Origin of the sequence: Fictibacillus phosphorivorans, from assembly GCF_023715845.1 — a bacterium.
GTDB lineage: Bacteria > Bacillota > Bacilli > Bacillales > Fictibacillaceae > Fictibacillus > Fictibacillus phosphorivorans_D.
On record NZ_JAMBOR010000001.1, the window covers coordinates 238,165 to 250,896 of the forward strand.

General features: G+C 37.3%; 14 protein-coding genes and 1 tRNA gene. 10 read left to right on the forward strand and 5 right to left on the reverse strand.

What is annotated here, in order from left to right; genetic code table 11:
• Nucleotide 1 precedes the first annotated feature (1 nt).
• Nucleotides 2–730: an HAD family hydrolase gene (locus M3206_RS01205; RefSeq protein ID WP_251310670.1), complete on the forward strand. Its 729-nt coding sequence runs from the start codon at nt 2–4 to the stop codon at nt 728–730.
• On the opposite strand, the gene M3206_RS01210 is transcribed toward M3206_RS01205, so the two are convergent.
• Entirely contained in the window at nt 711–1,574 is an 864-nt protein-coding gene (locus tag M3206_RS01210) for a hypothetical protein (protein WP_251310671.1), read from the reverse strand. The genes M3206_RS01205 and M3206_RS01210 overlap by 20 nt on opposite strands.
• 111 nt (nt 1,575–1,685) lie before the next feature.
• On the opposite strand from M3206_RS01210, the gene M3206_RS01215 reads away from it, so the two are divergent.
• The 6 genes from M3206_RS01215 to M3206_RS01240 all read left to right on the forward strand — a co-directional run bounded on the left by M3206_RS01215 (nt 1,686) and on the right by M3206_RS01240 (nt 9,144).
• Nucleotides 1,686–2,729 carry a M42 family metallopeptidase gene (locus M3206_RS01215; protein WP_251310672.1) on the forward strand — a complete coding sequence of 348 codons (1,044 nt, stop codon included), beginning with the start codon at nt 1,686–1,688 and terminating at the stop codon, nt 2,727–2,729.
• 92 nt (nt 2,730–2,821) lie between these two features.
• A complete protein-coding gene (locus M3206_RS01220) occupies nt 2,822–4,285 on the forward strand; it encodes a spore germination protein (protein ID WP_251310673.1) in 1,464 nt (487 codons plus the stop codon).
• A gap of 165 nt (nt 4,286–4,450) precedes the next feature.
• Nucleotides 4,451–4,642, forward strand: a complete 192-nt coding sequence (locus M3206_RS01225) for a YqgQ family protein (protein WP_251310674.1) — start codon at nt 4,451–4,453, stop codon at nt 4,640–4,642.
• Between the two features lie 13 nt (nt 4,643–4,655).
• On the forward strand, nt 4,656–5,627 hold the full coding sequence (locus M3206_RS01230; RefSeq protein WP_251310675.1) for an ROK family glucokinase: 972 nt from the start codon (nt 4,656–4,658) through the stop codon (nt 5,625–5,627).
• Between the two features lie 323 nt (nt 5,628–5,950).
• Nucleotides 5,951–7,852 (forward strand): LTA synthase family protein, encoded by a 1,902-nt coding sequence (locus M3206_RS01235; RefSeq protein ID WP_251310676.1) that lies wholly within the window; start codon nt 5,951–5,953, stop codon nt 7,850–7,852.
• Nucleotides 7,853–7,950: 98 nt separating this feature from the next.
• Nucleotides 7,951–9,144, forward strand: coding sequence for a M14 family metallopeptidase (locus tag M3206_RS01240; RefSeq protein WP_251310677.1), 1,194 nt, complete (start codon nt 7,951–7,953; stop codon nt 9,142–9,144).
• 54 nt (nt 9,145–9,198) lie between these two features.
• On the opposite strand, the gene M3206_RS01245 is transcribed toward M3206_RS01240, so the two are convergent.
• Entirely contained in the window at nt 9,199–9,384 is a 186-nt protein-coding gene (locus M3206_RS01245; protein ID WP_251310678.1) for a DUF2759 domain-containing protein, read from the reverse strand.
• A gap of 111 nt (nt 9,385–9,495) precedes the next feature.
• Complete coding sequence (locus tag M3206_RS01250; RefSeq protein WP_251310679.1) at nt 9,496–9,894, reverse strand: hypothetical protein; 399 nt, start codon at nt 9,892–9,894, stop codon at nt 9,496–9,498.
• Nucleotides 9,895–9,971: 77 nt separating this feature from the next.
• On the opposite strand from M3206_RS01250, the gene M3206_RS01255 reads away from it, so the two are divergent.
• A complete protein-coding gene (locus M3206_RS01255; RefSeq protein ID WP_251310680.1) occupies nt 9,972–10,604 on the forward strand; it encodes an MBL fold metallo-hydrolase in 633 nt (210 codons plus the stop codon).
• Between the two features lie 2 nt (nt 10,605–10,606).
• On the forward strand, nt 10,607–11,692 hold the full coding sequence (locus M3206_RS01260) for an SAM-dependent methyltransferase (protein WP_251310681.1): 1,086 nt from the start codon (nt 10,607–10,609) through the stop codon (nt 11,690–11,692).
• A 24-nt stretch (nt 11,693–11,716) separates the two neighbouring features.
• On the opposite strand, the gene M3206_RS01265 is transcribed toward M3206_RS01260, so the two are convergent.
• On the reverse strand, nt 11,717–11,965 hold the full coding sequence (locus M3206_RS01265) for a DUF2626 domain-containing protein (RefSeq protein WP_066242314.1): 249 nt from the start codon (nt 11,963–11,965) through the stop codon (nt 11,717–11,719).
• 183 nt (nt 11,966–12,148) lie between these two features.
• Here M3206_RS01265 and M3206_RS01270 point away from each other — a divergent pair, with 183 nt between their 5' ends.
• Complete coding sequence (locus M3206_RS01270) at nt 12,149–12,538, forward strand: Spx/MgsR family RNA polymerase-binding regulatory protein (RefSeq protein WP_251310682.1); 390 nt, start codon at nt 12,149–12,151, stop codon at nt 12,536–12,538.
• 42 nt (nt 12,539–12,580) lie between these two features.
• Here the strand turns inward: M3206_RS01270 and M3206_RS01275 are convergent.
• A tRNA-Gln gene (locus tag M3206_RS01275) sits at nt 12,581–12,655 on the reverse strand.
• Between the last annotated feature and the right edge of the window lie 77 nt (nt 12,656–12,732).

Here is a 12,732-nt window from a genome sequence, read left to right on the forward strand (position 1 = left end):
AATGAACAACTCAACTTCTAAAGCTTTCTTTTTTGATCTAGATAATACATTATTTGACTATGAAGCCTCCTTTAAGCAGGCTTCTTTATTTGCCTTTATATCCATTTTACACCCAGTTTTGAATAAACCTATAAATCCTGAAAAATGGTTTAAAGTATATAAGACCTTTTGTGATTTGTACTGGCCGGCATATGAGAAAAAGATGTTAACACGTGAAGAATATCAAAGAAATAGGCTTGTTTCTTCCTTGTTATCATTTAATATTCAATTATTTGATCAAAGGCAGATGGATGCTTTTCGAAAACGGTTTGAAGAGGAGATTCCCTCCTTTGTGCAACCTTATCCATGGGTCGAGGAAATGATTAATTTTATAAAGATGCACGGATATGTGGCAGGAATCATTTCAAACGGAGAATCTGTACTGCAAAGAAAAAAGCTCAGTATGCTTGGATTGAGTTTTTCTGAAAGTCATACTTATATTTCTTCTGAACTTTCTTTTGCTAAACCTAGTATTGAGCTATTCAACTATGTAAAAAGCAAAATATGTGCGGAACAATTTTATTATGTTGGGGATTCATTTAGCCTTGATATCCACCCAGCCATAAAAGCTGGATGGACAGGCATTTGGTGGAATCCTTCTAAACAGATACCAGAACTGCTTCATCCAAATCTCTATAACTGCCAATCTGCAGATGAATTAAACCATGTCATCAAGAAATGTATTGAATGAGCTGGATATTTTCTCCCGTTGAGGTTTTCAGCAAAACAAATAGGTGGGTTTTGTCTTTGCTTAACAAAATATACGGCATACTGCTTCCGATGGGGCTGATCTTTTGGCCAGTTTTTGTAGTGATGTTTATAAAGTAATTTTTATAAAGACCTTCCCAAAGTTTTCCGATGATTTCTTGACTTTTATTCTTATTGAACCCGGGAAGTGGTTTTTCGTTATAGTCTGTTAAAGACAAAAGCGAAATCACATAATAACTGTCTCTGTTTATTTGATAATGATTCAGAAGTTCTGCCAACGTTTCTTGAAGATATTTGTTTGTTTCCTGAACCACTGCATTTTTTTGACGCCTTTCTGTTGCCGTAGATGGATTTTTAAATCCTGTGAAGGTGGTATCGGGTTTCACTGTGTATAGATAATCGCTGCTCATTTTTTGTATGGACCGGTATGTTTCTTCATTAAGATGAATTTCACCTTGGTGATAAGAGATGGCTTCCCATAACCCAGGGGTACTTCCATCAATCTCTTTTTCGAGATCGATCGATTTAGCTTTTGTTTTCCATTCAGTCATCTTATTCGCAAGTTTTCCGTTTTCAAAAATCATAGCAATATCTTGTCTCAAATAAACATTCTCTGAGGATTCTGATTCAACGTCCCATTCAAATTCATAGTTGGACGTTGTTCCTTTTATAAATTTTAAAGAAGTTACAGCTTTTTTAAATGAGAAAGAAGTGTCGATCGGGAAAAATGTAATACTTTCACGAGCCTCTTTTTTAATAAACGGCTGGTAGATGATACCTATTACAAGTATAATTATCAACGTGAATATAGAAATTTTCCACTTCATGACTTGTACCTCCTCTAGGACAAACTCGTTCCTAAATTGTATGCACAACCATGTAAATTAGAAGTTGGAAAATGAACATATCACGATAATTCACATTAAGGGGGAGAAGAAATGGAAATTCAAACGAATGAAATTGTAAGATTTATTAAAGAATTAGTACATATACCGAGCCCTTCTGGGAATACAGAATCTGCTATTCATTACATGAAAGAATTTTTTGAAAAAAACGAAGTGCCTTTTATAATCACAAATAAAGGCGCGCTCCTAGCAACAATAAAAGGGGAAGATGATACTAAACATCGTTTACTTACCGCACATGTGGATACTTTAGGTGCGATGGTCAAAGAAATAAAAAGTGACGGTCGTTTAAAATTAGATAAAATCGGCGGATATTATTGGAACACAGTTGAAGGGGAATATTGTACGATACATACCTCAAAAGGCGATCGTTTTTCTGGGACGGTGTTGATGCATCAGACTTCTGCTCATGTGTATAAAGGGATGGATGACCTGAAGAGGGATGAAAAGAATATTGAGGTAAGGGTCGATCAACCGTTCCGTTCAAAGAAGGATGCTGAAGAAGCAGGGATTTCCGTTGGTGATTTTGTTTCATTTAATCCCCGTTTTGAAGAGACGGAGAGTGGTTTTGTAAAGTCTCGACATCTAGATGATAAGGCAAGTGTAGCTATCATGATGCATCTGGTGGATAAAATTACAAAAACATCAACAACATTACCTTTTACGACACACTTCTTAATTAGTAATAATGAAGAGATCGGATTTGGAGGTAATTCCAACATACCTGAGCAGACTGTCGAATATTTAGCAGTAGACATGGGTGCGATCGGTGATGGTCAAGCAACCGATGAGTTTACGGTTAGTATCTGTGCGAAGGATTCTGGAGGACCTTATCATTTTGGATTACGAAAGCATTTGGTCGAATTAGCCCAGAAAAATGGAATTGAATATAAAGTAGACATCTATCCATACTATGGTTCAGACGCTACTGCTGCCATTAGAGCGGGTGCTGATGTCGTACATGGCTTGATCGGACCTGGAATCGATGCTTCACATGCCTATGAGCGTACACATATTAAATCATTGGAACATACTGCAAATCTTATTAAATCATACTTACAATCAGATCTTACATAATGACCCAAATCCCAGTCATAGCTGCTGGGATTTTATTTAGGTATGAAAAGTTATGAGAAAGTTAAGGATGATAGGCAGAGGAGTGATGAAAAATGTCATATCTGCCAAAAAAACAACCTCTTTCACGTGATTTTGACGAAAACGTTCAATATATGAAAAAACAACTAGGTGTTGATATTAGTTTCGACTGCATCCATTTGGACTTGGAATATGCTGGAAGAAGAATGGCGCTGTTCATGGTGGATGGCTTTGTAAAAGATGAAATTCTTCACTTCTTAATGAAGCTTTTAGCTGACCTAGAACCCGATCAACTGGATCCTGATCCACTTTTAAAATTAATGAAAACTTATATTCCGTATGTGGAACTTTCTAAATCAGATGATCTTAACCAGGGAATAGATTGGGTATTAAGTGGTCCTGCCGTTCTGATCGTTGAAGGCGAAACTGAGATTATACAAATTGATGCTAGAACTTACCCGGTCCGCGGACCAGAAGAACCAGATGTGGAACGAGTAGTAAGAGGAGCAAGAGATGGATTTGTAGAAACGATTATTTTTAATACAGCCTTAACGAGAAGACGTGTACGTGATCGATCTTTACGCATGGAATATATGAGTATAGGAAGACGTTCTAAAACAGATATATGTATTTCTTATATCGAGGATATAGCGGATCCGCAAATCGTGGAACGAATCAAAGACTCACTGAAAAAAATTGATACCGATGGTCTTCCTATGGGAGAGAAAACGGTGGAGGAGTTTATATGTGGAAGACACTTAAATCCATATCCGTTAGTAAGGTATACAGAACGTCCTGATACGGCTGCTGTGCATCTTTTTGAAGGACATGTTCTTGTATATGTTGACGGTTCACCTTCTGTTCTTATTACACCAACTACCTTCTGGCACCACCTTCAGCACGCAGAAGAGTACAGGCAGAAACCGGTCGTAGGTGCTTATTTAAGGCTTGTTCGTTTTCTTGCGGTATGGATTTCTATTTTTCTTCTGCCGCTTTGGTATTTGTTTTCTGTTCAAAAAGATCTGTTGCCGGTTGGTCTTAGTTTTATTGGGCCTGAAGTGGTTGGTGTCGTTCCGCTTTTTTTACAGTTCATTATTGTTGAGCTTGGTATGGACATGCTTAAGATGGCAACCATCCATACCCCAACATCTGTATCGACAGGATTAGGTCTCGTTTCAGCGATAGTCATTGGACAGGTCGCGATCGAGGCTGGTCTGTTTGTGAATGAGGTCGTATTGTACATAGCGATAGCGGCGATTGGAACGTTTGCTACTCCTACTTACGAACTAAGTCTTGCTAATCGTTTATTAAGGCTCTTATTGTTGACACTTACAGCTCTTTTAGGAGTGCCAGGCTATGTAGCAGGATTTACGTTAGCTATCTTATTTTTTGTTTCTTTTAAATCTTTTCATATTCCTTATTTATGGCCGTTCATTCCTTTTAACTATAAAGCCATCAGAGATGTATTATTAAGAGTTCCTATGCCTTTAAAAAATAGAAGGCCTGTGGTCCTCCATCCTAAGGATCCAGATCGTTGACATAACATGTTTCCTACAAAAAAGGATTAAACCGTGATTGGTTTGATCCTTTTTTGTTTAACTTTTGAAATCTTATCAAAAATTGCCTGAATTTTTGATAAGATTATTATGCAAAGGCTTGCATTCGTGCCCGGGATTTTTGTTATAATGACGTAGGTGATAGTAATGAAAACAATGTATGATGTACAGCAGTTATTGAAAAGATTTGGAACCATTATTTATACGGGGAACGCATCTGCAGATTTAGAATTGATGCAAGAAGAAATTAGAGAGCTGTACCATCAAAACCTTATAGGCTTAGACGAATACAAGACAGCGATACTTATTATTCGTGCAGCAAACAATAAATTACAATAGAGGATGAAGCGAAATGGACAAATGGCTGGTTGGCGTAGATTTAGGCGGAACAACAATAAAGATTGCTTTTATTACATTTGATGGGCACATCGTAGAAAAGTGGGAAATTCCTACTAATAAAGCGGAAGACGGTAAAAATATTGTTAACGACATTGCAGATTCGATAAGTGCCAAGTTAGATCAACTTTCTGAAAAACGTGAAAAACTTGCTGCGATCGGAATGGGAGCACCAGGATTTATTGATATGAAGACTGGATTTATCTACCATGCCGTTAATATTGGATGGCGCAATTATGCCTTGAAAGATGAGCTTGAAAAAGCGACAGGTCTTCCTGTCACGATCGATAATGATGCGAACATTGCAGCAATAGGTGAGATGTGGCGCGGTGCAGGAGATGGCGAAGGCAATCTGCTTATGGTGACACTTGGAACGGGTGTCGGCGGCGGAATTATTGTGAATGGCCATATCATGCACGGAACGAATGGAATGGCTGGGGAGATTGGACATATTACGTCTATTCCTGAAGGCGGAGCACATTGTAATTGTGGAAAAACAGGGTGTATTGAGACCATTGCATCTGCTACCGGTATAGCAAGAATCGCGAAATTAAAAGCTTCTGCGGAGAAATCCTCCACTTTAAATAAAGTTTTAAAGGATAAAGGCGAACTAAAAGCAAAAGACGTGGCAGAAGCTGCTGAGAAAGGCGATGCTGCTGCTATAGCTACGCTAGATGAAGTAGCCTTTCATTTAGGACTTGTGATTGCTAATATTTCCAATAGCATTAACCCAGGAAAAATTGTTATCGGCGGAGGTGTATCAAAAGCGGGCAACATCCTAATGTCTAGACTTGAAAAAGAATTTAAACGTTTTGCGCTTCCGCGAGTTGCGGAAGGAGCAACGCTCACTGTAGCAACTTTAGGTAACGATGCGGGTATTATAGGGGGAGCTTGGTTAGCAAAACATAACCTATCAAATACTATATAAAAATAAAGAACCACAGCGTGTGGTTCTTTATTTTTTTGAAACTTTTTCGTCAAAGGTTCGTCTAATTGTTTATGGATGAAAAAAAGGGGTAAAACTAATATAGTTTTGTTGTCCTATTTGTCAGAATCTTGAAATAGTACGTTAGGGTATTGAATTCTTGTGCAAAACCATTTATTATACTCTTTATGTAATCCTTTAGTTAAGGTTTTGTAAATGGTGATTTACATTTCCATTGGATACAGCCGATTAATATAAAAAGAATATATCAAGTATTTTAAAACTAACTGCACAAGTTCTTTTTGATTGAGGAGGTCAGAGAACATATGAAAGAAAAAATGAAACAAGCTTTTGCTGATTATAAGTTTTTGTTTATAGCAATTGCTTTATTATGGGTTAAAACCTATGTCGTTTATAAAACTGCGTTTGAACTGCCAATGGACAACAAAATTCAGGAACTGATCCTATTTATTAACCCAATCAGTTCGGTCATCTTATTCTTAGGTATTACCCTTTATTTTAAAGGTAAAGCGCATAGAAGAATGATCATCGCCATTAGTGCGATCATGAGTTTTATTATGTATGCAAACATGGTATTCTACAGATTCTTTAATGATTTTATTACCATTCCTGTCCTATTTCAGACAAGTAATATGGGGGATCTAGGTAATAGTGTTTTTGAATTAATTCAGCCAACAGACGTTTTAGTGTTTGTTGACATCGTGATCTTAGCTTACTTTATGAGACGTGCGGATTATCGTCCTGCTAATCGTGCTTCACGCAAACAGATCACATTGACTTTTGCAGCTGCAATCGTGTTATTCATTGTCAATGTTGGAATTGCGGAAACAGAGCGTCCACAGTTATTAACTCGTACGTTTGACCGTGAGATGCTTATTAAAAATATTGGTTCATACAATTATCATATTTACGATTCGATCATTCAGTCTAAAGCAAAGGCCCAGCGTGCATTTGCAGATGGCAGTGAGATCACAGATATTGAAAACTATTCACGTGCCAATTATAAAGAGCCAAACCCTGAAATGTTTGGTAAGGCTAAAGGCAAGAATGTTTTCGTTATCTCAGTAGAATCTACTCAAAACTTTGTTATTAATGAATCAGTAAACGGAAAAGAAATCACACCGTTTATGAATGATTTGATTGAAGACAGTTATTACTTCCCGAACTTTTATCACCAAACAGGGCAAGGGAAAACATCTGATTCAGAGTTCTTGCTAGATAACTCACTATATCCACTTCCAAGTGGAGCAGTATTCTTTACACATTCACAAAATCAGTACAACGCGACACCAGAAATCTTGAAAGAGCAAGGTTATTACACTTCAGTACAACATGCGAACAACAAGAGTTTCTGGAACCGTGATATTATGTATGATAATTTCGGTTATGACCGTTATTATTCATTAAAGGATTTTGAAGTTACACCTGAAAATTCAATCGGATGGGGATTAAAGGATAAAGACTTCTTTAAACAATCTATTCCTCACTTGAAAGAAATGCAGGCTATGAATAAGCCGTTCTATACGAAATATATTACGTTAACAAATCACTTCCCTTTCACTTTGGAAGAAGATGATGAATTGATTCCGGAATGGACATCAAAAGACGGAACAGTTAACAGATACTTTACAACGGTACGCTACACGGATGAAGCATTAAAAGAATTCTTTGCTGATGTAAAAGAAGCTGGATTATATGAAGATTCGATCTTCATCATGTATGGTGACCACTATGGTATTTCTGAGAACCACAATGATGCTATGGGTCAATTCTTAGGTAAAGAAATTACGCCATTTGAATCAACACAGCTTCAGAAAGTACCATTGATCATTCATATCCCAGGAGAAAAAGGAAAGCAAATGGATACAGTCGGCGGACAGATTGACTTGAAGCCAACCATCTTGCATTTATTAGGGATTGACACTAAGGGTGACATTGAGTTAGGTTCTGACCTATTCTCTAAAGATCGTGATGATTTCGCAGTCCTTCGTGATAATTCCTATATTACGAAAAACAATGTCTTTACAGATGGAAAGTGTTATGACAAAGCAACAGGAAAGCCTATTGAAGGCAAAGAAAATCCATGTGAACCTTATGCAGAACGTGCAAAAACGGAGCTGGATATTTCAGACCGAATCATCTACGGTGATTTGCTGCGTTTCTATGATAAAGACAAAGCAAAAGATAAAGCAAAACAAAAGAAATAAAGAAATTAAGCACTTAGCTTCGGCTAAGTGCTTTTTTTTGCATATATGTACATAGCAATCATACATCTTTAAGAGAACGTTTTTAGGGAGGGCTTTGATTGGAGATTCAAGTTAGAAACGGAGACTCACTTTGGTACTATTCCAGACTCTTGTCTATCCCTTACGCATTAATTAAAGATTCAAACCCAACTGTTCATCCAGGAAATATTGAAGCAGGTACAAACGTGTATTTACCAGGAATCGATGTTCAGCGTTATAAGATAAAAAATGGTGACTCGTTTTTTAAAATCGCTGAGGAGAAGGATCTGCCCATCGACGCTCTTTACTTATTCAATCCGGATGTACATCCTAAGAAGATATTTGTTAAAGATGAAATAAAAATTCCATATGTTATTCCGTTTCCTTGTATTCAAGGTAAACGTAAATATGACAGCAACGTACTTAAGAAAGACATAGATCATTTAATAAAGACGTATCCTTTTATCAAAAAACAAACGATCGGACATTCTGTACAGGGGAAACCCATTGATATGCTTATTATCGGAAAGGGTAAGAAAAAAGTACACATCAATGGTTCATTCCATGGGAATGAATGGATCACATCAGGAGTCCTGATGAAGTTTATTAACGAATATGCTCGAGCCTTAACCACCGAAGAACCTTTGAATGATGTCTCATCATATGATCTTTACAAAACTACGACTTTGTTTGCTGTCCCAATGGTTGACCCCGATGGAGTTGACCTTGTGTTGCAAGGTCCTCCAGAAGACCTAGAAATAAAAGAATTTGTATTAAAGCTTAACAAAGGAAAAAGAGACTTTTCTGCTTGGAAAGCCAATATAAGAGGAGTAGATTTAAACAATCAGTTCCCTGCAAGATGGGAACTTGAACAGCCTAGGAAACCAAAAGAACCGGCACCTAGAGATTACCCTGGAAAGGCACCTTTAACAGAACCAGAAGCGATTGCTATGGCTGAGGCTGCATATAAATATGATTTTGACAGGATAGTTGCACTTCACACGCAAGGAAAAGAGCTCTATTGGGGTTTTGAAGGGGAAGAACCTATGCCTATCTCTCAGCATATAGCAGAGGAATTTGAACGTCTCAGCGGTTATAAAGCCATCAGGTATGTTGACAGCTATGCAGGTTATAAAGATTGGTTCATACAGGAGTTCCGAAGGCCGGGCTTTACAATTGAGCTTGGAATTGGAGTAAACCCATTGCCATTGAGACAGTTTGATAAAATTTATGAAGAAACAAGAGGCATATTGATAGCTAGTTTGTATATGTAAGTTTTTGTGTATAGAAAAACCATCAGAATCAAACATCTGATGGTTTTTCGGGTTTTAATGGCCTGTTGAACCGCCGCTGCCAACTATTACGTCTAGTACAGTCATGACTGTAAACCAGCCAAATACAGCAAACGTTAAGAAAGCAAATCCTGCTGCTAATAAGTTTTTAATTTTCAACGAACGTAATAGTCCTAATGCAGCTAGAATAGCTACTAAGCCGAATATAATGGCTAATCCCATTATTCTGTGCCCCCTTGCTTTGGAGTAATACCAATCCTATGTATAACGCTTTCACACAGGTATAACCTTGTATTATTTTACTTGTTTTATCTTTATTTGTCGAGTGAACATTTACAACAATATGAATTCGAGCGTAACTTCATAGGCCGATGCCCATTTCTGAATCAGCGGCTTATTATAGCCGCTGAAAAAATAAACAGGATTTGTTTCATTTTCTACAGCTATTAATTCTTCTTTCGCCTGAAGGAGAAATAGGTCGATTTGATTTTGATTCCCGTCTTTAATTGAAACGGCACAAATCATATCATGATATAAATAACATTTCCCACTTTCCGAAAAGAATCCATAATCCTCGAAAAGAGAAGAGGTTTTAAAGGGCTTTATTAAAAGCAAGGGAATCGCTTCAATTGTTTCAGGTGGACACTGATCGGTAATGATGAGGTCATCATCCCAATCGAAAACAGATAAACCTTCAAAAGAAATGTTTTCCAATCCATAGTAAACGTTCATGCATATCCTCCGTATGTTTGATTATTTTAGTGTAAGATAGAGAGAAAGAGCTTGCAAACAAAATTGGAGGTATAATTATGAAATGGAAAAAGCTAACTGTAGGGCCAGTGCAGGAAAATACATATATTCTTTTTGATACAAAGAATGAAGCGATTATTATAGACCCTGGCAGTGAGGGATCTAAGATTATAAAATACGTTGAATCCCTAAAATTAAAACCACTTGCAGTTCTTTTAACACACGCACATTTCGATCACATTGGTGCCGTCGATCAAATGCGGGAAAAATATCAGCTCCCGTTATATATTCATAAAAAAGAGAAAGATTGGCTAACAGATCCCTCAAAGAACGGCTCTAAGTACTTCGGGCAGAATATTGTAGCAAAGCCAGCGAGTCACATGATAACGGATGCTGATAGTACTTTAAGGATCGGCTCATTCTCTTTTGAAATCCTACATACGCCTGGACATTCACCTGGAAGTGTTTCCTTTTATTTAAAAAACGCAGGAACTGTTTTTTCTGGGGATGCTTTGTTTGCTGGAAGTATTGGGAGAACCGATCTTAACGGAGGCAATCAGGAAATCTTACTCAAGAGTATTCATGAGCAATTATTACAGCTTCCTGAAGAGACGGTTGTGCTTTCTGGTCATGGTCCAGAAACAACCATCGGAATGGAAATGGATTCGAATCCTTTCTTAGGCGGGTTTTAAAATTGAGCCTGAAAGATTTGATAAAAAGTTATTTTGACCAAAACTCCTGGATGACGATGGAACAATTTATGCAATGGGCTTTATACCATCCGGAGTATGGTTACTACATGAATGGGCAAAAAAAAATTGGCAAAAACGGGGATTTTTATACATCTAGTTCGGTTTCAGATGTATTCGGTAAGGTTTGGGCTGATACATTTGTTAAAACAATCAAAGACCAAGATTTAGATCCTGCTGTAATAGAATTTGGAGCAGGATCTGGTCGATTCGCAAAACATGTTTTAGAAGCTTGGAAAGAAAAAGGTTTAGGGGAGCGGTTTTCCTATAACATTATAGAAAAAAGTCCTTATCACAGTCAGCTTCTGCAAAATGAATTAGCAGGTTTCAAATCAATCGCCATTTTTCGTTCATTTGAAGAACTGAGAGAAGCTTGCCCGAATTATAAAGGTATTATTTTTGCCAATGAAGTATTAGATGCCTTTCCATTACGGATTTTTCGAAAGCAGGATAACATCTGGTTTGAAAAAGTAGTTTCTTTTGATGATGTTCAACAAGAGATTCGATATCACTATATAAAAGCATCTGACGGCTCATTATTAGATCAGCTATTTGCCAAAAGGAAAAGTGAGTTTGATCTTGAAGTATCATTTCAGATGGTAGATTGGCTGAAGAATATCTATGAATGGACAGCAGAGGATAGTGTCTATTTCTTTGTTGACTATGGTTATAAAGGAGAAGAGTGGAACAGAGATGCTTTAAAAGAAGGAAGCATACGAGGTTATCATAAGCATAGCATTGAAAATCATGCTCTTGATAAACCGGGTAAAATGGATATCACTTATCATGTTGACTGGGACCAGGTTGAAAATATCGCAAAAGAACAAGGGGTTGAAACCATTCAATTTAGCATGCAAGGTGAATTTCTCCTACAAGAGGGTTTGTTAGCACTTCTTAATGATACCCAGAGTAGAGACCCCTTTTCTCTTGAACACAAAAGGAACAGGGCGATCAGGTCATTCCTTTTAGACAGTACACTAGCTAACGGATTTCAAGTTATGATGCAACAAAAAAAACGGACGATTACATGAACGTCCGTTTTTTTTATGCACTTATTAATGTCCTCCGCCAGCACCAGGTGTCATCATAAATGTTGACCAGTATGTAAATCCGACAAAGAAAACCGTTAAATAAGCACCAAAGATATAAATATACATACGTTCAGATAAGTTCAAATAACCTAATGAAACGAACATGATCGTTTGTCCTAGAAACAATAACGCCATGTCCTGCATATCGCCAAGATAAGCCATGACACCAATGATCCCTGTCCAAAAGCCCAATACCTTATACATTCTTGACATATGTATCCCTCCTTTTTTCGCCAATACTTGTATCCTTTAGTATTATATATGAGTTTCCACTCTCTTGTAAATGACAATTGTAAGCGTATAAAAAGACTAATCTAAATAATTACGCAAAGTAGGTTAATTTTGGTTTATTATGCCTCTTTTAAAGGTAATGTAAACCAAAAGGAGTGAAGTCATATGAATTCAATTACGTTTTATACCTATCCCAGCTGCACTTCATGTCGGAAAGCGAAAATGTGGCTTAAACAAAATAAAGTTTCATTCGAAGAAAGACACCTATTTAAAGAAACCCCTTCCGTAGAAGAACTACGAGAGCTGCTAAAGCTGACCAAGGCGGGAACAGAGGATATTCTAGCTAAAAGAAGCCAATCTTTTAAATCGCTCGATGTGGATATTTACGATCTCTCTACAAACGAACTGCTTGAACTTTTAACGAAGAATCCTAAGCTGCTCAAACGTCCGCTCGTAACGGATGGAGAACTGTTGATTGCCGGATATAGTCCTGGTGATATGAAAAAATTAAGCCGCAAAAAAGAAAAAGAACACATGTCAAGTCATGTGTCCTAGTATCAAGCACTCTTATCATTTTAAGAGTGTTTATTTTTTTATTGGCTGGGCTAGCAGGATTCGAACCTACGCATGACGGAGTCAAAGTCCGTTGCCTTACCGCTTGGCTATAGCCCAATGCAATAATAGTATGAGCCGTGTCGAAATTTATATGCGTTTATTTCTAAAAAAATAAAGGGAATTTAACTCGAGTG